The organism is Phycisphaerae bacterium (assembly GCA_035275405.1).
In the GTDB taxonomy this organism is placed as follows: domain Bacteria; phylum Planctomycetota; class Phycisphaerae; order UBA1845; family UTPLA1; genus DATEMU01.
On the sequence record DATEMU010000003.1, the window covers coordinates 398,272 to 422,512 of the forward strand.

14 protein-coding genes and 2 tRNA genes are annotated in these 24,241 nt (G+C 63.3%); 9 read left to right on the plus strand and 7 right to left on the minus strand.

Features of this window, described 5'->3' with window-relative positions; genetic code table 11:
* Positions 1–4: 4 nt before the first annotated feature.
* Complete coding sequence (locus VJZ71_03580) at positions 5–1,696, minus strand: sigma-70 family RNA polymerase sigma factor (GenBank protein ID HKQ47136.1); 1,692 nt, start codon at positions 1,694–1,696, stop codon at positions 5–7.
* Positions 1,697–2,021: 325 nt separating this feature from the next.
* On the opposite strand from VJZ71_03580, the gene VJZ71_03585 reads away from it, so the two are divergent.
* Positions 2,022–3,113: a DUF1028 domain-containing protein gene (locus tag VJZ71_03585; protein HKQ47137.1), complete on the plus strand. Its 1,092-nt coding sequence runs from the start codon at positions 2,022–2,024 to the stop codon at positions 3,111–3,113.
* Here the strand turns inward: VJZ71_03585 and VJZ71_03590 are convergent.
* From VJZ71_03590 to VJZ71_03600, 3 genes are all read right to left on the minus strand, one after another.
* Entirely contained in the window at positions 3,082–3,738 is a 657-nt protein-coding gene (locus VJZ71_03590; protein ID HKQ47138.1) for a hypothetical protein, read from the minus strand. The two genes, VJZ71_03585 and VJZ71_03590, sit on opposite strands and share 32 nt — an antisense overlap.
* A gap of 379 nt (positions 3,739–4,117) precedes the next feature.
* Positions 4,118–4,191 (minus strand) — tRNA-Val (locus VJZ71_03595).
* A 163-nt stretch (positions 4,192–4,354) separates the two neighbouring features.
* The gene (locus VJZ71_03600) at positions 4,355–4,834 is read right to left on the minus strand and encodes an acetolactate synthase (GenBank protein HKQ47139.1); all 480 of its coding nucleotides are present in this window, start codon (positions 4,832–4,834) and stop codon (positions 4,355–4,357) included.
* Between the two features lie 107 nt (positions 4,835–4,941).
* Between VJZ71_03600 and trpB the strand changes: the two genes are divergently transcribed.
* Positions 4,942–6,156 (plus strand): tryptophan synthase subunit beta, encoded by a 1,215-nt coding sequence (gene trpB, locus VJZ71_03605; GenBank protein ID HKQ47140.1) that lies wholly within the window; start codon positions 4,942–4,944, stop codon positions 6,154–6,156.
* Positions 6,146–6,952 carry a tryptophan synthase subunit alpha gene (gene trpA, locus VJZ71_03610; GenBank protein HKQ47141.1) on the plus strand — a complete coding sequence of 269 codons (807 nt, stop codon included), beginning with the start codon at positions 6,146–6,148 and terminating at the stop codon, positions 6,950–6,952. Before trpB ends, trpA begins: the two co-directional genes overlap by 11 nt.
* Positions 6,953–6,985: 33 nt before the next feature.
* Here the strand turns inward: trpA and VJZ71_03615 are convergent, their stop codons facing one another.
* Positions 6,986–10,456: a S8 family serine peptidase gene (locus VJZ71_03615; GenBank protein HKQ47142.1), complete on the minus strand. Its 3,471-nt coding sequence runs from the start codon at positions 10,454–10,456 to the stop codon at positions 6,986–6,988.
* 164 nt (positions 10,457–10,620) lie between these two features.
* On the opposite strand from VJZ71_03615, the gene mfd reads away from it, so the two are divergent.
* The 3 genes from mfd to VJZ71_03630 all read left to right on the plus strand — a co-directional run bounded on the left by mfd (position 10,621) and on the right by VJZ71_03630 (position 17,545).
* Positions 10,621–14,013 carry a transcription-repair coupling factor gene (gene mfd / locus VJZ71_03620; GenBank protein ID HKQ47143.1) on the plus strand — a complete coding sequence of 1,131 codons (3,393 nt, stop codon included), beginning with the start codon at positions 10,621–10,623 and terminating at the stop codon, positions 14,011–14,013.
* A gap of 86 nt (positions 14,014–14,099) precedes the next feature.
* Entirely contained in the window at positions 14,100–17,333 is a 3,234-nt protein-coding gene (locus VJZ71_03625; GenBank protein ID HKQ47144.1) for a hypothetical protein, read from the plus strand.
* A gap of 140 nt (positions 17,334–17,473) precedes the next feature.
* Positions 17,474–17,545: transfer RNA gene (locus tag VJZ71_03630), tRNA-Thr, on the plus strand.
* Positions 17,546–17,625: 80 nt separating this feature from the next.
* Here the strand turns inward: VJZ71_03630 and VJZ71_03635 are convergent.
* Positions 17,626–21,501, minus strand: coding sequence for a hypothetical protein (locus VJZ71_03635; protein ID HKQ47145.1), 3,876 nt, complete (start codon positions 21,499–21,501; stop codon positions 17,626–17,628).
* Between the two features lie 26 nt (positions 21,502–21,527).
* On the opposite strand from VJZ71_03635, the gene VJZ71_03640 reads away from it, so the two are divergent.
* Entirely contained in the window at positions 21,528–21,665 is a 138-nt protein-coding gene (locus VJZ71_03640) for a hypothetical protein (GenBank protein HKQ47146.1), read from the plus strand.
* A 302-nt stretch (positions 21,666–21,967) separates the two neighbouring features.
* Here VJZ71_03640 and VJZ71_03645 read toward each other — a convergent pair whose 3' ends face one another.
* Complete coding sequence (locus VJZ71_03645) at positions 21,968–22,582, minus strand: hypothetical protein (GenBank protein ID HKQ47147.1); 615 nt, start codon at positions 22,580–22,582, stop codon at positions 21,968–21,970.
* Positions 22,583–22,865: 283 nt separating this feature from the next.
* Between VJZ71_03645 and VJZ71_03650 the strand changes: the two genes are divergently transcribed.
* Positions 22,866–23,507, plus strand: coding sequence for a sigma-70 family RNA polymerase sigma factor (locus VJZ71_03650; protein HKQ47148.1), 642 nt, complete (start codon positions 22,866–22,868; stop codon positions 23,505–23,507).
* Positions 23,508–23,606: 99 nt separating this feature from the next.
* A complete protein-coding gene (locus tag VJZ71_03655) occupies positions 23,607–23,999 on the plus strand; it encodes a hypothetical protein (GenBank protein ID HKQ47149.1) in 393 nt (130 codons plus the stop codon).
* The last annotated feature ends 242 nt before the right edge of the window (positions 24,000–24,241 follow it).

A 24,241-nucleotide genomic window follows, 5' to 3' on the forward strand; every position in this document is an offset into this window, starting at 1 on the left:
GCTTTCAACCGGCCAGAAGTTCGACTGCGCGCGGGCCCATGGCGCCTCTCAGTTTGGCCAGGGCGCGTACCTCGAGCTGTCGGACGCGCTCCTTGCTCAGACCCAGTTCCTGGCCGATCTCATCCAGCGTTTGGCCGTCAGGCGGGCCTTCCAAACCAAAGTGTCGCTGGAGAATGACGCGCTCCCGAGGTTCGAGCGTCTTGAAGCCGTCCGCCAGGGCGAGTCTGAGACACTCCACCGCAGGCGCCGCCTCTTCATCGCACTCGCCCGTCGTCGCCAATACTTCCTCGCAACCCGTCTGGAAGCGATCGGCATGCGAAATCTCGTCGGGCACGCTTCGCGCAAAGCCGCGGGTGATGGCCCACGTCGCATAGGTGCTGAAGCGGAAGCCCCGGGCGTAGTCGAACTTCTCCACGGCGCGGAACAGCGAGAGATTGCCATCGCTGATCAGTTCAAACAGGTTGATCGCCGGATGGCCGAAGACGTGGCGCTTGGCAATGCTGACGACCAGTCGCAGATTGGCCTGCACGATACGGCCCTTGAGGCCGTTCGCCGCTTCGAGCTTCACTTCGACGGCATGAATGTCGGTGGCCGATGCTGCCTCGGGCGCGGCGGCGATCTTGCGGCGGAGCAACTCCGCCTGATGGAGCAGGAAGTTCATCCGTCGGAACAGATCGACTTCCTCCTCTCGCGATAAGAGCGGCGTCCGGTACAGCTCCTGGAGATAGACGGGCATCTCGCCGGGCGTCCGCGCCAGCATCGCGTCGGTCGCCGACCGGCCGTCCGCCGCCAGCGGGGCGGGGCCGTTCAGGATTTGTTTCTCAGCGTGCCGCGCATCAAAGGTCTCGTTATGGACGTATGCGATCGGCGTGGCGGCTAATTCGGCCGCGCGGGCCCGATCCAGCAACCGGCGAATCTCGCTCTCGCGCTTGGCGAACCGCGCGGCCAGCGTCGGAATGGACGCCCCCGCCACGAACGCCGCACGGACCAATGCCGCCTCGTCCACGGCGCGGGGCTGCTCGCTGCAATCAAACAGGGCCTGGTCCGGATGGTCGCGATCAAAACGCCGGATCGTCAGGCGAACCGTCTCCGCCGCGCGGCCTGTTTCCTTGGCGAGGTGCAGGGTGAGCGCATGGAGCGAGGGTCGGTTGGAAGCTATCAGCACGCGGGCCCGCTCGATGATCCGCCGCCGCTCCTCATCCCCCATGACCGCGAACGCCGAACCGCGGCGAACGAAATCCAGGTGACGGGCGACGAACTGCTGCACCATGCGGCCGGTAAACGCCAGGCGCGGCTTCTCGTCGGCCGACGCATACCATGCCCCGGCCAGACCGCGAAGTTTCCAGCGAGAGATCGTCTTGGTGGAGACATTGAAACGCTGCGCGAGCGCCTCGACGTCGTACAGCGGGCCGTCCGCCGCCTCGATCGGAATCGGGCACGCGGCCGTCAACTGGCTCATCAATTCAACAAGGTCGGCCCGCAGGGGCTCGCCGGAGAGGACGGCATCCTCCGACCGGCGCCGCGGTCGGTAACCGGTGATCGTGAAGCAGATGAAGGAGTACGGGTAGTCGCGCTCCGGATCGACCAGTTCGATCGCCCGGGCGATGCCGGCAATCTGCCGCAGCCGATGGCGAGCCGGTGAGAGGGCCAGCTCGTGGGCGAGCTGATTGATCTCAGGATGCCGGAACGTCTTCACGGTGCCTCCAGGGCCGGCGGGTCTGTCCACGGATCGCACTGGTGGGTCGCCCATGGTGAGTCGCGTCAGGCCGTCAAAAAGCCCGCAGCGCAGTGGGCAGCAATCCGCACTACCACACTATATTATCGCCCGGAATCGCGGTAAAGTCAATCCGGCCTGTGTGTTGCCGAATCCGCCCCACCCCGCTGAAAAAGAACGCCCCAGGAGGACCTTCCCCATGAAAAATCATAATAAATCCGCACCATCCCGAGCCGCCACACGCAACACTTGCCGTTCGTCTCAATTGCCAGTTCGGGTGGCACGGTCTCGCAGCAGCGAGGCCGTGGTGCACATCTCCAACACGGCCTGCCCGCTTCGCGGTCAGACCGTGCCACCCCAGAACCCCTACCTTCAACGGAGACATCGCACAAAGGTCGTAGTCCTTTCCGGTCTGGCCGCCTGCACCCTGTTGCAGGCCGCGGCCCAGCCCCTCGTCGCCGCCCCGCCGCCCCTGCCCCGGCGACCGGTCAGCACCTACTCGATCGTAGCCCGCGACCCGGCGACCGGCGAGATGGGCGTGGCCGTCCAGTCGCACTGGTTCAGCGTCGGCAGCGTCGTGCCCTGGGCCGAGGCAGGCGTCGGGGCGGTCGCCACGCAATCGATGGTCGATCCGGCGTACGGGCCGCTGGGCCTGGAGATGATGCGCCTCGGCCGCAGCGCACCGGATACGCTGACCGCGCTCGTCGCGGGCGATGAGGGTCGCGAAGTCCGCCAGGTCGCGATGGTCGACGCAAACGGCAAAGTCACCGTCCACACCGGTAAGCGCTGCATCCAGCCCGCCGGTCACGTGCTGGGCAAGGACGAGCAGTTTTCCGTGCAGGCCAACCTGATGGCCAACGAGCGCATCTGGCCCGCGATGGCCAAAGCCTACCGCGAGGCCAAAGGCGATCTGGTGGAACGTATGCTCGTCGCGCTCGAGGCCGCCGAGGCGGAGGGCGGCGACATCCGCGGCCGCCAATCGGCGGCGCTTGTCGTCGTCGCGGCGAAATCCACGGGCAAGCCCTGGGCCGACCGCCGCTTCGACCTTCGCGTGGAGGATCACCCCCAGCCGCTCGTCGAGCTGCGCCGCCTCGTCAAGCTGCAACGGGCCTACCTGCACATGAACGCCGGCGACCTTGCCATTGAGAAAAACGACTTCGCCCAAGCCGCGAAGGAATACACCGCGGCGCAGACCGACGCCCCGCACATCATCGAGATCCCCTTCTGGCGCGCCGTCTCCCTCGCCAACTCCGGCCACGTCGACGAAGCACTGCCCCTCTTCAAGGAAGTCTTCGCCAAAGAGCCGGTCTGGGCCGACCTGATTCCCCGCCTCGTCGAGTCGCAACTGCTCAAGGTCGAGCCGGGCGTTATGGCGAAGATCGAGGCTCAGCGTCGGTAGCGTCAGCTTCGGCGCGGTCGTTGCTGCAAGCCAGACGGAGGGGTGGGGCAAGATCAAGGGATTGAGGGACTGAGGGATTAAGGGATTGAGGGGCGGGAGGAGAGCGATCGGGGCCCTCTTTGAGCAACCGCAGGTGTCGTTGGCGCATCACTTCGAGGGCCTCGGCCTTCAGGCGGAGGTGGTCGCGGTCGTGATCGAGGCGGGCGCGGGCCCGGTGGGATTCTTCGGCGAGGCGGCGGTCGTGAAGTTTTGTCCTTACGGACCGGTCGTGGGAGGCGAGGAGCGCGGCGATTTCCTTGTTGAGTTCGGCGCCGTCGGAGTTGAGGAGGAGTTCGAAGAGACGGCGGTCGGCGAGTTTGCGGATGGCGCCGTCGAGACCGGGGTCGTCCTCGGCGGCGAGACCGGCCGCCTCGACGAGGTTGACGCGGTCGCGGAGTCGGCGGGCGTAGCGGTAGAGGGCGTAATAGCTGACGCCGAACTTGCCCAGCTCGAACTGCATCCAGATGGCGCGGAAGTTGGGCGGGCAGTGTTCGATGATGGCGACGTTGACGGCGCGGCGGAGGTCGGGCGGGAGTTTTTCGAAGACAGAAGAGCGAGAGTTGTCTTGTTGGGCGTCGTTGGACATGCGAATTACCTCGGCGAATTAGTTTTCATGCGCAATCGAGCGCAATCGAGCGCAATTGACGGCTTGAGGCCTGGGGCTTGAGGCTTGAGTGATTGAAAATGCTGATAATCATTTTCATCGCGCGGAAACTCCGAAGCCGTAGTGGCCATTGTTGAGTGACTCGTGGCCAGTACTGCGTAGGGCGGAGACTCCTCCGCCTCCTTTTGTTCTCTGACATGTATCCTTGCTCAGCGCTCCCTTAAAAGTGAGGGATTTAGGGGAACAGGGGTTAAGGCCCTTTCAGCCAAGGGTTTAAGATTGAGGGTGCTTGGTTTACGGCGGGCCGTCGTAGGATTGATTTGGGGAGAACCGCGATTGCAACGGCGGAGCCCGAATTAACTGGGCGATGAGGGACTCGAACCCCCGACCCCCTCGGTGTAAACGAGGTGCTCTAACCAACTGAGCTAATCGCCCGCGGGCAGTGAACGATTCTATCGTGAAAGCGGGGTGTAGGCACGGCCAAGCCTACGGCATTGGGAAATCAGAAGGTGGGTACGGCCCACCCTACGGCATAGGCGGGTGGAACCCGCCCTACCGGCTTTCGCCATTCGCTATTCGCAATTCGTAATTCCAGAACCTACCGTACCGGCCCGTGGCCCAGCTCGTCTTCCGACATCACCTGGAACTTGCGGTTCTTCAGCACGTTGGCGGCGGTCTCGACGCTGTCGGTGTGGATCGCCAGCGCCGCGTTGCCGGTCGGGCGGACCAGGAGCGGATAGGCGTAGTCGATGTTCACCTCACCGGCCAAAAGGGCCGAGCAGATGGACATCAGGCCGTGACCGTGGGGGACCTCGACGACCAATAACTCGCTGGTGCTAATGGGAAAGCCGCGATGCTTGAGGACGTCGATCGCGCTGTCGGTCGGGTCGCAGATCAGGCGGACGACGGCACAGTCCACCGCGTGGACGACAGACATGCCCACCACGCTGACGGTCGTGCCCTCAAAGGCGCGGAACAGGCGCATCAGCGCCCCGACGCGGTCCTCAAGGAAGACGGAGATCTGCCGGACGACGGGCGAGCTGAATCCTTCGGCGGTATCAAATGGGCTGGTAGGCATGGTGGTATTGTATCGGCCGTGGGGGGGTGCAGAAAGCATTTTCCTCCGGAGGATTTGGCGGGAAGACCGGACGCAACTTATTATGGGGGCGTACTTTCGAGGCTTGAATGTCGGATACCACATCGCAACTCAGCGCCCTGCCGGACGCCGGCGGTCGATTCGGCCCCTATGGGGGGCAGTTCGTGCCGGAGACGCTCATGGCGGCGCTGCGGCAACTTGACGACGCGTACAAAGCGGCAAAGCTCGACGCGGGGTATTGGGGCGAGCTGGAGCGCTATCTCGCGGACTATGTCGGTCGCCCTAGCCCCTTGTATCACGCGGCGCGGCTCACGAACGAACTCCGCGGCGCGGCGATCTACCTCAAGCGCGAAGACCTGAACCACACCGGCGCGCACAAGATTAACAACACGCTGGGCCAGGCGCTGCTCGCCCGGCGGATGGGCAAGCGCCGCCTCATCGCCGAGACCGGCGCGGGGCAGCATGGCGTGGCGACGGCGACGGCGGCGGCGGTGCTGGGCTTCGACTGCGTCGTCTATATGGGGGCCGAGGATGTTCGGAGGCAGGCCCTCAACGTCTACCGGATGAAGCTGCTCGGGGCGAAAGTCGTATCCGTCGAGGCCGGCCAGCGGACGCTCAAGGACGCGATCAACGAGGCCCTGCGGGACTGGATCGCCAGCGTGGGCGATACGCACTACGTCATCGGCTCGGTCATGGGCCCGCACCCGTTTCCGATGATCGTCCGCGAGTTGCAGTCGGTCATCGGCCGCGAGACGCGGCAGCAAATCCTGGCGGCGCGTGGCCGTCTGCCGGATGTCGTGGTGGCGTGCGTCGGGGGCGGGAGCAATGCGGCGGGTATTTTTTATCCGTTTCTCGACGATCCGGTTCGATTGATCGGCGTGGAAGCGGCGGGGGAGGGGCTGGACCGGCGGCACAGTGCGACGATCTCCCGCGGACGGCCGGGTGTTCTGCACGGCATGCAGACGCTCGTGCTTCAGGACGACGACGGCCAGACCTCGCCGGTGCATTCGGTGTCGGCCGGTTTGGATTATCCCGCGGTCGGCCCTGAGCACGCGAATTGGGCGCAGACGAAGCGCGTCGAGTACGTGGCCGCGACGGACGACGAAGCGCTGGACGCCTTCGAGCGTTTGAGCCGGACGGAGGGGATCATCCCGGCGCTGGAGCCGGCGCACGCCATCGCGCACGTGGTGAAACTTGCGCCGACGATGCCGCGCGATCAGGCGATCGTCGTCAATCTCTCCGGCCGCGGCGATAAGGACTGTGTCGAAGTGGCGCGATTGCGAGGGACGGACCTTGGGCATTGATCCGTCGACCAACCGCATCGATACCGCATTCGCGAACCGGCCACCGGGATTGTGGCCGTTCATAGCGGCGGGCTATCCAAACCTTGAGATTACGGCGGCGCTCCTCCAGCGACTGAACACCTTGCCGATTCGCGGCGTCGAACTGGGCATCCCCTTTTCCGATCCCATCGCCGATGGACCGGTCATTCAACAGGCCTTCACCCGGGCGCTGGCGAGCGGGATCAAGGTTCAAGACGTATTCGAGATGGTCGCCTCGGTGCGCGCCCAAATCGCCTATCCGCTTCTGGCGATGGTGTCCGCATCGATCGTGTACCGGCGGGGGGTGGAGGTGTTCGCGGCGGAGGCGCACATGGCCGGCTTCGATGGGCTCATCGTCCCGGACATCTCGCTGGAAGAAGCGCCGGCGTTGGCGTTGGCGGCGGCCAAAGAAAACCTGCGGCTGTCGATGCTCGTCGCGCCGACCACTCCGCCCGAGCGGCGACGCCGGATCGCGCAAGCCGCGACCGGATTCCTGTATTACGTTTCAGTGCAGGGCACGACGGGCGAAAGGGCGGCCCTGCCCGCCGCGCTGGCCGACGAAGTTCGTTCATTGAAAGCAGAATCGTCGTTGCCGGTGCTGGTGGGCTTCGGCATCAGCCGTCCCGACCACGTCCGCGAGGTCTGCCGCTTCGCCGACGGGGCGATTGTCGGCAGTGCGATTGTCCATCGGATGGCAACGAGTGCCCAACCCATCGGCCGCACAGCCGACCTCATAGACGATGTCGCGCGGTTCGTCGGCGATCTTGCCGGCGAGTAGACGCTGCCATAGGCGCCGGGGCTCTTTCGTCAATCAAAACGGTTCGACCGCCTTGACACGCACGACAATCGAATAGGCTCGATTGCCCGCGCAACCGTTCGATTCCGTCGCCGTCACTATGAAGTTGAATGTCCCGGCCTGTGTCGTCGTGCCGGAGATCACGCCGCCGGGAGATAAGGTCAGTCCGGGCGGCAAGGATCCGCCGGACAGGCCGTAGCTGTACGGAGCGATTCCTCCACTCGCCGTAATGGTCTTGGTGTAGTCTCGATTGACGAAGGTCGCGGAAAGCGTGGTCGGCGCGAGCGCGATTGTCGGACACGTTACGGCGATGGAATAGGATCGCTCGCCGGTGCAATTGTTGGCATCCGTCGCCAGGATGGTGAAGGCGTACGAGCCGATGGGGCCTATGGCTGACCCCGAAAGCGTATCACCCACCAGACTCAACCCCGGCGGGAGACTTCCGTGAAGGACAGTAAATGAATAGGGGCCAGTTCCCCCGGAACCGGACAACAACTGGGTGTAAGGTTGCCCGGCCACGGCGTCGGGGCAGGACGTCGGATCGACGGTGATCGTCGGGCAGCCCGCACAATCGAACCGTTCGACGCGGAAATCGTCGACCGCCGCCTCAATCAGCGAGCCCAAGGCCGCATCCTCGGCGATGAAGCGAAGCTTGATCTGGGCCGTCGGCGCGACGATGGAACTGACCGTGAATTCATGGAAGAACCAGCCGCCGCCGGCCTCGACGCCCGCGGGCCCGACGGTCTCCACATTCACCCAGGTGCCCGCGCCGCCGTTGGCATTGGAGATATCGACGCGGAAGGTGTCCGCGTTGGGTTCCGCGCCGGTATTGTTGGAATACCAGCGCCAGTAGCTGATCGTCGCATCGCCGGAGGAGAGGTCGATGGTGGGCGTCACCAGCGTCGTCTTCCCGCCGTCCACGTCGTTGTCGCCCAAGCCGCCGCCGACGGCGCCCTGACCGGTCACCCAGCAGGTTACACCCGGCGTGGCGGTGTGATCGTCCTCGGGCTGAGCGGCAGTGCCGTTCGGGTTGACGCGCGTCCAGATGCCGGTTGTGGCGTTATCACCGGTATCCCCGACCGTCCATCCTTGATCCGTCTCCATGTCATCGGCGACAACCACCGTGATTTCGCCGATGGTGGCGGTATAGACGCTCGCGGGGGCGGTGGGCGGATTCGTGACGGTTCCACTACTCGTCCCCTGCGCCCGGAAGTAGAACTCCGGCGCACCGGAGCACGTCGTGCCGGGCAACGTGGCTGTGTAGTTACTGCCACCTGTCGGCGTCAGCGGCGCGCTGATAAAGCTGCCGCCGTCGAAGCGATAGAAGAACATCTCGGAGCCGCCGACGAGCGTGTCGTTGGTCGTGGTGATCTGCACGTCGATGACGGTCGGCGTGTTCGGAGCGATGAGGGAGGGTGTGCCATTCGGCAACCCGATATTAATCGCGGCGGGGACGGCGATGTTCGGCGAGGCACAGATAGAAAAGGGCTGCGGCCCCTGCGGGACGTTGGTCCCGACCACCTGGATCTGCCAGACCCCCGCTTCCGGGAGATCGACCAGCACTTGTTCAATGTTGTCGACGTTGTTCGCCTGCGTACGGAGCGCCGCGCTGCTCGGACTTACTGCGTTCAGCGTCCACGGATACGCCCGGACGGCCGACGGGCTCGTCACGATCAGGTCGAGATTATTGACCAGCGCGGGGTTGACATTCGGGGTCCCCGGCGCGTCATCCCACGCCAGCGTGATCTTGAGCTGCAACTCAAATGGCGCGACGGTGACGCTCGTGTTGACGACGCCGCCCTGGCCGACCGAGTTCTCAAAAAAATTGCCGGTGCGCATGAAATCGATCGTGTTCTGAATGCGAACGGAGCCGTATCCGAATTGGTAATCGGGGCCGATGTTGCCCAGGTCGACCGCGTTATGCGCGAGCAGGATCTTCAGCGTCGAGTTCCGCGGGTCGGGCGTCGCGGGGAATTGCGCGCGATAGTCCTGAAGGAGAAGCGAGCAAAGCCCTGTCACCGTCGGCGCGGCCATCGACGTCCCGCAGAACGAACCGTAGGCCGTGTCGCTGGCGGCCGTACAGGAGGTCACGCCACCATCGCTGTCGGACTGGCACCCCGGTCCGGAGATGTCGGGCTTGAGGCGGCCGTCATCCGTCGGCCCCCAACTGCTGAAGCTGGTCATCGAATCGTTGTTGGAATTGACGGCGCCGACGGCGATGTGGTTCTTGGCGGTGGCGGGCGGGGCGGTGCTGTAGTAATCCCCGAATCCCTCGACATCACAGCGATTGCCCTGGCGCTCGTTGCCGTTGGCCCAGATGATGCGGAAGGGCGCGCCCAGCGAACCGCGGGCAATGGAGTCGATCAACTGGTCGGTGACGCCGTAGTCGCCCTGAATGCTGCAGGGGAACCCGTTGGTCTCGGTATTGGTGCCGATGGAGTTGTTGGCGATGTCGACGCCAAACGTGTTGATCGCCTGGTTGTAGTCGCTTTGCAGGTCACCGGGATTGGTATAAAGGAACGTCCCGGAGCCGTCGTATTGGAATCCGTACGATTGGATCGTCACGCCCGGCGCCATGCCCCTGCGAATTCCACCGGAGGCCGAGCCGCTTCCCCCGACCGTACCGCTCACGTGCGTGGCGTGATCAATCATTCCGGACGCGTCGCGGACCGTTAGTCGCCCGCCAAAATCCTGGTGTGACGCCCGCGCCGTGCCGGCGTCGTACACCAGCACGTTGATGCCGGCTCCGGTCAGGCTGTACGGCACGCCCTGAACCGTATTGGCCTGCGTCAGGGCCCGATTGCTATCATTGACCGGGCTCAAAAGCGGAAGGGGCGGTTCGACCCATTGCACGGCATCGAGATCGGCCAGGGCGTCGACTTGGGCAAGCGGCAACTCCAAAACGAGGGCGTTGATGGTGAACAATTCGGCTTTGACCACCGCCCCTTGCTGACCCGCGAAGGCGACCGCGTCGTTCATGGTTACGTCGGGATGAAACACGGCATAGATCGCGACGATGTCTTCGGGCTTGCGGGCGCCATCGGCGTCGGCCGGTGAAGCGACCGCGTAGTCCGGCCATTCGCCCGCGATGATGGCAGGGTGCTGCTTCATGGATCGCTCAATGGGTTGAGCGCTTTGCAGAGCGATGATGTCCGCCAGTTTAGCCAGACGAGGCCCGGCCTGGGCCGAGGCGAAGTAGGCGTTGTTTCCCACCGGCGACAGAAGCCGCACTCCGGCCTCGATCAGTTGCTGACGAATCGCGTCGTCGACCGGCTGCGCGAACTGCAAGACCAATCGGCGGGACGCCGCGTCCGCGACGATCGACTGAACCTCTTCGGCGACCGGTCGGATTGCCCGTTGCAGGGCCGGGACGGCTGGCGCGGAGCGCCACTGCACCTGCGCGAGGAGGTGTGTCGTACTCACGGCCTGCGCGAGGACCAGGGCCGAAATCATCAAACTGATACCGCGTCGCTTCGATGTCTGCATGAGAATCCCTCTCCAAACTGATAGGTGTGACTGGGTGTTATGAAAGAGTCACTAGACCTTCAAACTAGCTGATTCCGGTCCTAATTGCAACATTTTGTGACCGTGCGTAGGGCCACAGCGAACGGTGAATTGCCGATCGGGTCGTTCGGCAACATAATCTCCCTGTGCTTCTTGCGAGCACGATCGAAGATGATCCGGTCGTCAAAGCCCTCCGCGCGAGAATCGGGGAATCGAAGACCCCCCTTGCGGCAACGGGGCTGTGGGGAAGTTCCGCGCCCATTCTGGCCGCACTCCTCGGCGCACGTTCTCAAGGGCCGCTCCTCTACATCACCGCGCACCTCGACCAGGCCGACGATGCCCGCGACGACATGGAAACGGCGCTTGGAAGGGCCGTAGAGGTCCTGCCGGCATGGGAGGCGCTGCCGGGGGAGGGGTCGGGGGCGGGGGAGATCGGCGCGGAGCGAGCGCGGTTATGCGCACTCCTGCGGCCGGGAGGCGCGCCGCCCACGAAGAATGGGGCACAGCCGCCGGCGGAGGTGTTCGTCGCGCCGATTCAGGCATTGATCCAACCAGTGCCGACGCCGGAGAGTCTGGACGCGCACACGCTCGTACTGTCGGTGGGACAACATTGCGAGCCGGACACGATCGCCACGTTTCTCGTGGAGCGCGGCTTCGAGCGGCTGGACCAGGTGGAGGATCCCGGCGATTTCGCGCTGCGTGGCGGCATTCTGGACATTTTTGCGTCGACGGAGCGCGACCCGGTCCGCATCGAGTTCTTCGGCGATCGCATCGAGTCGATCCGACAATTCGAGGTCGGCACACAGCGTTCCGTTCGCACTCTGACGACTACGCGAATCACGCTGCCTCCTTCGCAGGCGAAATTGCCATCGGCGGACACGACGACATTTTTCAACTACCTGGATCCGCGAACCCTCATCGTCTTCAGCGAGCCGACGGAGATTGCCGAGATCGGCCGCACCATTCTCGACCGGCTCGGAAACCCTGTCGGTCACTTCCCCGTCGAGGCCATCCTGCGCAAGGCCGCCACGTTCTCGCAGCTTCACCTCAGCCGTTTTCCCACGGGTGCTGCCGCCGACGAGGACACGTTTGCACTGACCTGCGAATCGCTGCCGACGTTTGAATCCAAGGCGACCGACGCCGTCGCGCAGCTCCTGACGATGGCGCGACAGGATCCGGTCGTCGTGTATTGCGACAATCAGGGTGAGGTTGATCGCCTGGAGGAACTCGTCGAGCAGGCGGCGACTGCCGATCCGATGGCTCCGCGCGAGATCGCCACACAGATCGGCCTCATTCATCAGGGATTCCGCTGGGTCAGCGGCGCCGATGGCCACCGGCAGTCCCTCGTCGTCGTCGCGCACCACGAACTTTTCCGCCGCTACACCCAGAAACGCCGGCTGCGCAAGGTCACGGCGACGCGGCCGATTGAATCGTTCCTCGATCTGGCCGAGGGCGATTTCGTCGTGCACATCTCCCACGGCATCGGCCAATACGTCGGGATGCGGACCATGCGCCGCGGCGAATCACGGACGAGCGAGGAGTTCCTCACGATCCGCTTCGCCGACGACGCGACGATGCACGTTCCGGCGTCGCAGATCGATCTCGTGCAGAAATACATCGGGGCCAAGACCGCCCGTCCGCCGCTCTCCAAGCTCGGCGGGAAGCGCTGGGAAAAGACCAAGGAGAAGGTCGAGGAGGCCGTCGGCGACATGGCCGCCGACCTGCTGCGCATCCAGGCCGTGCGCGAGTCGCAACCCGGCGTCGCCTATCCGCAGGATACGCACTGGCAGACCGAGTTCGAGAACGCCTTCCTCTATACCGAGACGCCCGACCAGGTGATGACGCTTCGCGATATCAAGATCGACATGGCGCGGGCCCGGCCGATGGATCGGCTGCTTTGCGGCGACGTGGGGTATGGAAAGACCGAATTGGCCATGCGCGCGGCCTTCAAGGTCATCGAGTTCGGCAAGCAGGCGGCCGTGCTGGTTCCGACGACCGTCCTCGCCGAGCAGCATTTCCGCACTTTCAAGGAGCGAATGGCGGACTACCCGTTCGTCGTCGAATGTCTCAATCGGTTTCGATCGGCCAGGGAGCAGAAGACGATCATCGCCGCCGCGCGGGCCGGCCGCGTCGACATCCTCATCGGCACGCATCGCCTACTTTCCAAGGACGTCGGGTTCGCCGATCTTGGACTCGTCGTCATTGACGAGGAACAGCGTTTCGGCGTTGAGCACAAGGAGCGGCTCAAGCAGCTTCGCACGACGGTCGATGTGCTGACGCTGACCGCCACGCCCATTCCGCGGACGCTGCACATGTCCATGATCGGCCTGCGTGACATCTCCAGCCTGGCCACGCCGCCGCTGGATCGCCGTTCGATCTCCACGAGCGTCTGCGCCTGGAGCGACACGCTGATTCGCGAGGCCATCGTCCGCGAGATGAACCGCGATGGCCAGGTCTATTTCGTCCACAATCGCGTTCGGACGATCGAGCAGATCGCCAACAAGGTGCGCACGCTGGTGCCGGAAGCGAAGCTGCTCGTGGGTCACGGGCAGATGCACGGCGACGAACTCGAAGAGGTGATGGCGCGGTTTGTTCGCCGGGAGGCGGACGTGCTGGTCTGCACGTCCATTATCGAATCGGGACTGGACATCCCCAGCGCCAACACGATGTTCATTGATCGGGCGGAACTCTTCGGACTGGCCGACCTGCATCAGCTTCGTGGTCGCGTCGGTCGCTACAAGCACCGGGCCTACTGTTATCTCCTGCTCAGTCCGAACCGACCGCTGACGAGCATGGCCGCGAAGCGTCTGAAGGCGATTGAGGAGTACAGCGATCTGGGCGCGGGATTTCGCATCGCCATGCGCGACCTGGAGATCCGCGGCGCGGGCAATATCCTCGGCGCGGAGCAGTCCGGCAACATCGCCGCCGTCGGCTACGAACTCTATTGCCAGCTCCTGGAAAAAGCCGTCAAGCGGATGCGTGGCGAACTGGCCGCGCCGCGGGCGGCCGTCCACCTCGAGCTGGACGTGGAGGCGCAAATCCCCAAGAGCTACATCTCCTCGGATCGCCAGCGGATGGAATGCTATCGACGTTTCGCCGCCTGCCGCACTCCGCAGGATGTGGAAGAACTCGCCCGCGATCTGGAAGACGCCTTCGGCCGATATCCGGAGTCGGTCGAGACGCTGCTGACCGTGACGGAGATCAAGGTCCGGGCGATGGCCTGGAACATCAAGACGATCATCAAGCGCGAGCCGGATGTGATCTTCTCGATCGAAGGCGAGATCAAAAAGGTCGAGCCGCTCTTCGCGGGGTCCGCCGGTTCGATCCGCATCCCCGACGGCCGGACACTCCATTGGCGGGTGCCGGAGAACTACTTCCATGGGGGCTCGCTGCTGCGAATCCTGGTTAACCTCTTTCGCCGGGCGGCGGGATCGCCGACGGTCGATCGAACGGAGCCCGTTGGCGGGAGAAGAGTTACGAATCCCACCAAAAAAGGGGCGATAACCGCCACCGGGACATCTGGCGGCGGAGTACAATAGGTTAACGGTCCGGGGGGTCCACAGGTGTCGGCCGAGGGGCCAAAAGCCGATCAATTGGGACGCGGGAACGGGGAACAAGGGCAATCGTGGAAAGCATCAATCGCCTGTCCGGTCATCGCCTACTCTGCGCCGTCGGCGGCGCGTTGGGTTGTCTGTTTGCCGGGGCTGCGTCGGCAGCGGCCGAAGAGGGGCCCGTGGCGATTTCCTCGCCAGGACTGATCCGGCGACCTGCCCACCCGTCGACAGGATTACCTCATGCATGGACATCAGCGCCGGCGTTCTCAGCCCGCCGCGGTCCGGGCACCTTCATGATCGATAACGGCGCGCCGCTGGAGGATCTCGGCGACGTCGCCAGCCAGCGCAGCGGACCGCCCGCGGAGCCGCTTTGGCAGTTTACGGCAGCGGCGGCCGACGATTTCATTATCACAGACCTGAATCCAGGGAGTTGCCAGATCACAACCGTGCGCGTCGGCGTGATCTTTTTTCAATCCGGCAGCGAGAGTGCGACGCCCACGGAGACGTGGGAGAGCGTTGAAGTCACGATTTATCCGAATGATTCCGTCGGCGGCGATCACCCCGCAGGTGAGCCCAACAGTGCCGGCGGCCACATCGGTCTGGTCCATGCCACGGTAATCGTTCCGGCTTCGTCGCTCGTGAATGAGACGCCCGGGGGAATATGTAAGTCATTTTTTGTCGTCGACATTCCCGTCAGTATCAATGTCGCGAAGAACACCAAGTACTGGCTCTCTGTTGTGCCCATTTTCCCGGCTCCGCCGCAGTCCTTCTGGTGCGTATCGCAGCTTAATGGCGGTAACGCAAAGTTCGGTTTTCCGCCAAAAGGTATTCCTTATTGGACGGACCATTCCGGGAATCTGAATCACTCGAGCTGCGCGGCGCAGAACCCACCACCGGCGGGGACGAACCGCGACTTCTCTTTTGTCATTTTTGCCGAGGATGCGGAAACGAACCCTGGCGCGTGTTGCCACACTGATGCAGGGACCTGCGATCCCGTGATGAACCCCTCAGAGTGCAATGGGCCGTTTGACGTATTCACGCCCGGAGGCACGTGTCCCGGCGATTGCGCGATCATCACCGGGGCGTGTTGTGACGATACCAACCCACCTTGTGTCGATGGCGTAAACATCGCTGACTGCCAAGGCCCCAATCAGCGATTCTCCCCTGGCGCCTTTTGTGATCTCGATCCTCCCTGTGGAACAACGGACCCCGGCGCATGTTGTTTGCCCAATGGTTCGTGCGATGACCTCACGCCACTCCAATGCTACCAGCAAGACGGCGTCTGGCACGCCGGCGATTGCATCACCTTCTCCTGCCCGCCCCTCAATGACGCCTGCGTCGATGCCATGATCGTCACCGACGGCTTGCACAACTTCGTTACCCTCGGGGCGACGACCGATGGCCCGGCCGAACTCTGCTCCAGCATCGATAACGACATCTGGTTTTCTTACACCGCGACCTGCGACGGCACGCTGACCGTCGATCTCTGTACGGCGGACTACGACTCGGCCGTGGCGGTCTACGGCTGCCCGTGCCCCGTCGCGGCGCCTGCCTTGGCCTGCAACGACAACGCCTGCGCGACAGCCAGCTATGTGACCGTGCCTGTGACCAATGGTAATTGTTACCTCATCCGCGTCGGCGGTTCGGCCGGAGCGAGCGGCACCGGTCAGATGGTCCTCGCTTGTACGCCAACGGGTTTCGGCGCGTGCTGCCATAGCGACCTAAGCTGCGACTACCCTGTTGCGCTCGTAGACTGCATGGTTGGGGGGGATGTTTACTCCGATGGTCAGCCCTGTTCGCTCTTCACCTGCGCGGCGCAAGGGGCGTGTTGCCTACCAGACAGTTCGTGCCAGATCATGACGCAGTTGGCCTGCGCGGGCGCGAGTGGGACTTACCAGGGTGATGCGACGGTCTGTACACCGAACCCCTGCCCGCCGACTGTACCTGAGTGCTGTCCCGGTGATATTGACAACAACTGTGCAGTGGAGGAACCGGATATTCCCGGTTTTGTCGATTCCCTGCTGGAGCCGCCCTTAGAGGGGACGCCGGAGTTCTGCCGCGCCGACGTGAACCAGGACGGCGTCGTGGATGGGCGCGATGTCGCCCACTTCCTCGAAAAACTTCTGAGCGGCGCGCCCTGCGATTCCGCCAATTGTCCCCCTCCCAATGACGCCTGCGCCAATGCGATCGTCGTGACCACCAGCGTCACGCCGTTCGACACCGGCCTCGCGACGACCGATGGCCCGGTCGAATGTTCCGCGCTCGACAACGATATCTGGTTTGAGTACACCGCAACCTGCGACGGCACGATGACGGTCGATCTCTGCTCGGCGAACTATGACTCCGCGGTCGCTGTTTACGACGGCTGCGGATGCCCAGTCGCGGCGCCGGCCCTTGACTGCAACGACAACGCCTGCGGGACGGCGAGCTATCTGACGCTCCCCGTGACCAATGGCAATTGCTATCTAATTCGTGTCGGCGGCACGGCTGGCGCGAGCGGTACCGGTCAAATGACCATTTCCTGCATCCCGACAGGCTCCGGCGCTTGTTGCCACGCGAACCAAGACTGCGAAGTCCTACCGGAGGTGGATTGCAGCGCGGTCGACGACGTTTACACCGAGGGTCAGCCCTGTTCGCCGCTCAACTGTCCGCCGATCGGCGCGTGCTGCGTCCCCGCCACCCCTTGCCAGCTTTTGACCGAAACGGAGTGCGGTCAGATAAGCGGCACGTATCAGGGCGATTCTACGACCTGTACACCGGACCCGTGTCCGCCCCTTGGGGCGTGTTGCCTGGCGGGTCCCTCGTGCCAGGAGACGACGGCGACGGAGTGCAGCGGGCTGAGCGGGGTTTTTCAGGGCGACGGGACGGTCTGTACACCGAACCCTTGCGGGCCGACGGCACCGGAATGTTGCGTCGGTGACATGGACGAGAGTTGTACCATTGGGGACGCCGACGTTGAGCTCTTCGTGAACGCTGTGTTGGATCCGCCACTGGAGGATACGCCGGAGTTTTGTCGTGCGGACGTCAACCTGGACGGAACGATCGATGGCCTCGATGTAGCGGCATTCCTCGAAAAGCTGATGGCGGGGCCGTCCTGCGAGCAGACCTGCTGCCCCGGCGATACCAATGGCGATGGCCAACTGGACGGTCTTGACCTGCAAGGTCTTGTGGACGCCTACTTGTTGGCTCCTGCCTGCGGGTCGGCAGCGCTGTGCCGCGCCGACGTGGACGGTAACGATGTGATTGAATTTGCCGATGTGGACGCGTTTGTGAACCTGCTCATGACCGACGTCGTTTGCCCGTAGCCCACGTTCGTCGCCCGCGGCCCGCTCGCCCAGTGGAGTCGCCGTGGCGACTTGACGCCTACAATCCCGGCCCCGAACATACCGATGTTACTGGAGCGGTCCCGAAGGCTTGCGAAGCATGGGGATCGGCTCGAATCATCGCCGACGTAGCTCAGTGGTAGAGCACCGCTTTCGTAAAGCGGGGGTCGTGGGTTCAAATCCCACCGTCGGCTGTCACGATTACTCCCGCCGAACACTTGATTTAGCGTACCTGTCCCTGTGTGGAAGCGCGGCCTGTTATGGTGAAACAGGCTTATGCTCTGCGCCGTCGTCGCAAACTCGCGCGGAACGCGGTGATTCCCAGGAGAGCCGGCAACAAGGCGCTGAACACGCCATTCGCGCAGATTGGCGCGCCAAAGAGAAAACTCAGTACCAACCACGGGAATCCATCGTCTACCTGCTCCGTGGGTCCGCCGGAACCTGGCCCATTCGCGTGAACATCGATGTCCTGGCTCGCATCCGGGGCATCCGGATCGCCCGTTGCGTCCGCGGCGATACCCGAATCAGCATCGCAAGCGTCGCCCACATCGTCGCCATCGGTATCCACCTGAGCTGGATTACGAACATCAGGGCAATTGTCCACGGAGTCGCAGAATCCATCCCCATCTCTGTCCTGAAGCGCTGTTGAGCAAATACCTCCAGCACATGAATCGATGGTACAGGGATCGCCGTCGTCGCAGTCGATCTGACCGCACGAGCACCCGGCGGCGTTGACCGCGTCACCGCCGATCGTACCGGCGCATTGGTCGACGACGTCGCATACCCCGTCGGTGTCGGAGTCCGCCTCCGGCACACCACACCCGCAAATGCCCGATTCGATCTTGGCCGGGTCCACGGGGCAATCGTCGTTGCAATCTTCCGTTCCGTCGCCATCGCCGTCGATATCGGATAGCCCACAACCGCAAACGCCGGCCGAGACCTTGTCCGTGTCGTTTGGACATTCATCGTTGCAATCCAACGTGCCATCCCCGTCAGAGTCGTCATCCGGGTACCCACAGCCGCAGTTTCCCGGCGCGGTCTTGGCGGAGTCGGCAGGGCACTCGTCGTTGCAATCTTCCGTTCCGTCGCCATCGCTGTCGATGTCGGATACCCCGCAACCGCAAGCGCCGGCTACGACTTTGTTCGGATCGCTTGGACAGGCGTCGTTGCAATCCGCCATGCCATCGTCGTCGGAGTCGATGTCCGAATTCCCGCACCCACAAGCGCCCAAGTCTGTCTTGCCGGGGTCGCTCGGGCACCCGTCGACACAATCCGCTACCGAATCACCATCAGCGTCAGTATCAACGACCCCGCAGCCGCATTCGCCGGGTGTAACCTTGCCCGGATCAGCCGGACAGCCATCCAGACAATCGGGCGCGCCATCTCCGTCGGAATCCGTGTCGGCGGTTCCACATCCACACAAACCCGGGGTGATCTTGTTCGGATCGTCGGCACACGCATCGTTGCAATCGGCCGTTCCGTCTCCATCGGAATCAGCGTCCGCCGCGCCGCAGCCACAGATGCCGGGTGCGATTTTGCCAGGGTCATTGGGGCAGCCATCCACGCAATCGAACGCGCCATCGGCGTCGGTATCTGTATCCGCAACACCGCAACCGCAGGTTCCGGGCGCTGTCTTTCCCATGTCGTCCGGACAGCCGTCCACACAGTTGGCCGCTCCGTCCGCGTCATTGTCCATATCAGCGACGCCGCAGCCGCAGGCTCCCGGAGAAGCCTTGTCGGCGTCATTGGAACAGCCGTCATTGCAGTCCGCCGTGCCGTCGCCATCTCCGTCCGTATCCGGCGTGCCGCAGCCACAGGCGCCCGGGGCAATCTTGGCCGGATCCATTGGACATCCATCGATGCAATCGGCCGTGCCGTCTCCGTCGACGTCCACTTCTGAAAAACCGCAGCCACATTGGTCGGGGGAGGTCTTGGCGGGATCATTGGGGCAACCGTCGTTGCAGTCTGCCGCACTGTCACCGTCGGCGTCGGTATCCGCCACGCCGCAGCCGCACGCGCCGGGCGATGCCTTTGCCGCGTCTTGGGGACAGCCGTCGCATGCGTTTCCCAGGCCGTCCCCATCGGAGTCCGTCTGGTTGTTGGGATCCGAAGAACAATTATCGTGGCAGTCTGGAAAGCCGCCGCTATCGCTGTCGGCATCGGAGACGGTGCAGCCGCATTGGCCCGGCCCACTCTTGTCGGCATCACTGGGGCAACCGTCGTTGCAGTCGGAAACTCCGTCGCCATCCGCGTCCGTATCCGCCACTCCGCAGCCGCACTGCCCCGGGGCGGTCTTGGAAGGATCATTGGGGCAGCCGTCAACACAATCCGACACGCCATCGCCGTCCACGTCGGTGTCGTTTGAGCTGCAACCGCATTGACCGGGCGCGGCCTTGGTCGCATCCGTGGGGCAACCATCGAGACAATCGGCGACGCCGTCGCCATCCGTGTCGATGTCCGCCGCGCCACAGCCGCACATTCCCGGCGAGGTCTTGGCAGGATCATTCGGGCATGCGTCGTTGCAGTCCGCGGCGCCGTCAGAGTCGGAGTCCACATCGGAAGTCCCGCAGCCGCAAGTGCCGGGCGCGACCTTTCCCGGATCAGCCGGACAGCCATCCAGACAATCGGGCGTACTATCGCCGTCGGTGTCCGTGTCGGCGGCGCCACATCCGCACACACCGGGGGCGATCTTCCCTGGATCGTTCGGACACGCATCGTTGCAATCGGGCGCGCCATCCGAGTCTGAGTCATCGAGCGTGTGCGAACAGACGCCCGCGCTACACGTGTCGGTGGTGCAGGGATCGTTGTCATCGCAGCTCACTTGGCCGCATGAGCATCCCTGGGTATTGACGCTGTCACCGCTCGGAGTGTTGGCGCAGAGGTCCTCCGCGTCGCAGATACCGTCGGTATCGGCGTCGGCAAGCGTGTGGGAGCACTGACCGTCGACGCAGCTGTCAGCGGTGCATGGATCGAAGTCGTCGCAGCTCGGAGCGACCTCGAGCGTGACCTGTGCACAGCTTGAACTGGCGCAGCCCGTAGACGTATTTCGGGCACGCGCGAAGTACGTGGTCGTCGTGGATGGACTCACGCTGATCGAGGTGCCGGACCCCAACGAGCTGCCGCCGCAAGTGCCGATGTACCAGTCAACGGTTTCACCTGAACCCACGGTCGCCGAAAGCATTGAAGATGAACCGTTGCAGATTGTTGAGGGCGTGGCCGCCGCGCCCGTCGGCGCTGCGGGTAACGAATTGACCCCAACGGTGGCAGTGACACAGTTTGCACTCGTACAGCCCGTGGAGATGTTTCGCGCACGACCGTAATAAGTAGTGGCGGACGCGGGACTGACACTGATCGAGGTCCCGGACCCGATCGATGTGCCTCCGCAACTTCCGATGTACCAATCGATCGTATCGCCGGCACCGACATTCGCCGCAATTACAGAAGAGGCACCACCGCAGATCGTGGCCGGCGTGGCCGTGGGGTTGAACGGAGTCGAAGGCCGTGAATTAACCGTCACCGTCACATTCGCGCATGATGAGGGCGTACAAGGCGATGATTCCCATCGTGCAAAGTAGGTTGTCGTAGTGTTCGGCGAGGCAATCGTCAGCGGCGTGTCGGTTCCGATGGATGTGCCGCCGCATGAATCACTGAACCACGTCAAAGTCGCTCCCGACCCACCGGTGGCCGTCAGGGCGATATTGGGATAATCCCCCACGCAAAAGCCATTGTGGTCCACCGTAACGAGGGAGGGCGCCGTCGCCGGCGTGCAAACGACAATGGCGTTCGTCATAGCATAGACGCTGCTGGCGGGCGTGCCGCAGGCGTCGGTCGAATACGCAGTAAACGCTATTGTGTAGGTGCTCGCCGTCGAAGGCGCGGTTATGGAAAACGTCTCGCCGTACGTGCCGTTTCCATCATGGTTGGAATGATCGATACAGGTGGTGTTGGAGATCGCCCAGTCGCTGGCCCGCCAATTATTATTGGCTGTATTGCGTACAGAGATGACGACCGTCACGCTGGCGCCAGGCGCGACGGTGACGGTCGATCCGCCGTCAAGCGTGACGCCGAGGATGGACAACGAAGCGTGCGCGAACGGCGTGATTGCTAGCGTTGCCAGCGCGGCGAGGTATGTATAACGGAATTGCTTCAATGAAACAGCCCCCGGTCCCTCGATGAATGGCAACGAGCGTTGTTCGCGTCAACTTCCAGGAAGGCGCCAACGCCATGGTCCGCGTGGCGGAGCTTAGAAAGCCGACCGATTCCCGGGTGGACTTGAAAATGTTGAGCGCGATCTGCTTTCTCGCCGATGACTAGGCGACCGCGAACCCGCATGGTTAGCTCTTCCTGGGTAACGGCTTCCTCTTCAAATTGGTCGGTTACTTATGGAACCATGATGACCTCGATCCAGTCGATCGAAGAAGGCTGCCGCCGATAATCACATGGATGCACTCTCTTCGAGAGCTTTCGAGCTTTTTAGCAGCGGTTGCGTCCAGTTTTCGTAAAAGCGGGGGTCGTGGGTTCAAATCCCACCGTCGGCTGTCACCCATTGGCCGAAAAACAGCATGGGCAGGTTGGATGTCAACCTGCCCATGCCACTCGCGAAAAGTCTCTCGATTCTAACGGGTCGTCGCATCGCCGATGACGAACTTCCCGGATTTCAAATCAAGAATGTCGAAGGGTGGGTCTTCGGGCTCCTCGACGGGCCCCTGGACGGAAGAGAGCGCTCCGCTCGTCTCCGCGTAGAAGGTCCACGCCCCGCCGTCGTAGTCAGCCAACGAGGTCAGCTCAAGCGTATCGACCATCGCGACGCTTCCGTCCGCATTCCCGGTAAACGTGATGACCTCCGTGCCGTACATCGGGACCGTTTCCCACTCCGCGTAGACCTCGTAGGCGACTTCGTAGAATCCCGCGCCGACTTGGACATCGAACACCTCGCGCGTCGCCGTGAAGGATCCGAAGTCCACGTCCTCCACATCGCCTATCTGCAGATCTTGTCCGGAGTCCTTCACAATCGCGCCATTCACAAAAGTCGCGGCGGATTCCCCTCCGCCCGAGCCCTGCTGGTAGAGCTCGTCCCAGTGCCAAATCTCCACGAACCCGTCGACGCTGCCTGCATACGTTCCGTCCGGAATGGCCGCGAAGGGCAATCCCAGTCCGGCCCCATCCGGACAACCCGCCGTTAACGCCGCACCTAAGATGATCAACGCCGCTGCAAATTCTCGAAATCTCATGACTGTCTCCTTCGCGCGGTTTGCCGCGCCACTGTTGCATCAATCAGAAGTCGCTCGCCGACGTTGGCGCCGACTTCAATCACCGGTGACATTCCTCCATATTGACAGCCGTCCCGGCGACTCACTCGGAAACCAGAGGCTTTCAGGGCGACCCACTCCGGAGACCGCGTTAAGGTCTCGCCGGACCCTGATTTACATCGCGACGGACTCGGCACAATTCGACTTGCGGGTAGGGGGTTGGCCCCCTTGGTGGTATATTGAACAGGGGGCCGGGAGGAAGCGTATGTCGGCGGACGAATCCCCCCACCACGATACTCAGCTTGCCGCCAAGGCCGTGGCCGGCGACGAGGTCGCGCTCAGCAAGCTCCTGTTCAGCCACCACGAACGGCTCGTCGCCGAGGTCGGAAGTAAGTTACCCAGTGACGTGCAGGGAAGCGTTTCCGCCGAGGACATCGTACAGGAGGCGTACGTCGTCGCGTTTCAGCGAATCGCGACATTCAATCCGGAGGATCATGAACGGTTTTATCCCTGGCTGGCGGCGATCGCCCGAAACCGGCTGATGGACGCGGTCAAGGCCCAACGCGCGGCCAAGCGCGGCGGGGGTCGGGTTGCCGTGACAGGCGAACAGACAGACGATGAAGAAATGGTCCAATTGCTGGAGGTGCTGGCCGTGCACACTCGCACGCCCAGCCGCTCCGCTGCGGACCACGAAGCAGCACAGGCCGTCGAACGGGCACTCGGCAATCTATCGGAGGACTATAAGGAAGCGCTTCGCCTTCGGTATCTCGAGGCCCTCCCGGTCGCCCAGATCGCCTCACGCCTGAGCCGTACCGAGGGAGCCGTCCACATGTTGTGTCACCGCGGCCTTCAGGCGATGCGGCTGGCGCTGGGGGACACGTCGAAGTTTTTGACAAAAAAATCGTGAACGGCTGCCAAATCGGCGTGAGCCCTGTCCTGCGTTCTCAATGAGATCATGGAGAGTTGCCCAGGCGACCCCGGACAGGAGCGACTTATGTGGCGAGAAATGTTACGACCTGGAGCGGAATCGATTTGCACGCGGGCCAAGCTGTTCATGGCGTGCTGGAATGTCACCGCCTCGGCCGAGGACGAACTCAGATTTCACCTCCGCGACCGCACCCTGACGCTTTTGGCCTTGAACGACGTCATGGACCGAGCGGTTCGGTGCGCGGCGCGGGAGCGCACCCGCTTTGTATTTGACCTGTCCGGCGTCGATGAGATGGAATCGTGCTACTCGGTAATCAGTGCCCGGTTCATCCGCTTTGCCTGCCAGGTCCGGAGACGTTGCCGAATCACGGGTCTCAATCCACGGCTTGCCGACGTCCTGGCATTTTTCCTGCGGCGGGTGGGCTGCATCCAATTGGAACTGGCTCGGCCGCCGACCAGCCCGACGACGTGAAGACCATGTTGCTCGCCACTTGGCGGGTCATCGTGCTCGCGGGACAATGATTGCGGCGGGAATCTGGTCAGCGGCCGTTTAAGTCGCGGAGATTATCAAGGTAGCCGCAGTGGGATCCTCCAATCAGACGTCTCCAGGCGCCGAGAATCGTCCACAGCGCATTGCCCGCCTGGTTAATGAATGTCTAACGCGCCAGATCGCAGGCGAGACCGTCTCGATCGACGAGATTGGGTCGAGCCATG

Excerpts from the sequence above, each read along its gene's own strand:
- VJZ71_03590 (HKQ47138.1), bottom strand. The coding sequence starts at position 3,738 with ATGTCCAACGACGCCCAACAAGACAACTCTCGCTCTTCTGTCTTCGAA.
- VJZ71_03600 (HKQ47139.1), bottom strand. The coding sequence starts at position 4,834 with ATGCCTACCAGCCCATTTGATACCGCCGAAGGATTCAGCTCGCCCGTC.
- trpB (HKQ47140.1), top strand. The coding sequence starts at position 4,942 with ATGTCGGATACCACATCGCAACTCAGCGCCCTGCCGGACGCCGGCGGT.
- VJZ71_03615 (HKQ47142.1), bottom strand. The coding sequence starts at position 10,456 with ATGCAGACATCGAAGCGACGCGGTATCAGTTTGATGATTTCGGCCCTG.
- VJZ71_03640 (HKQ47146.1), top strand. The coding sequence starts at position 21,528 with ATGGCAACGAGCGTTGTTCGCGTCAACTTCCAGGAAGGCGCCAACGCC.
- VJZ71_03645 (HKQ47147.1), bottom strand. The coding sequence starts at position 22,582 with ATGAGATTTCGAGAATTTGCAGCGGCGTTGATCATCTTAGGTGCGGCG.
- VJZ71_03650 (HKQ47148.1), top strand. The coding sequence starts at position 22,866 with ATGTCGGCGGACGAATCCCCCCACCACGATACTCAGCTTGCCGCCAAG.
- VJZ71_03655 (HKQ47149.1), top strand. The coding sequence starts at position 23,607 with ATGTTACGACCTGGAGCGGAATCGATTTGCACGCGGGCCAAGCTGTTC.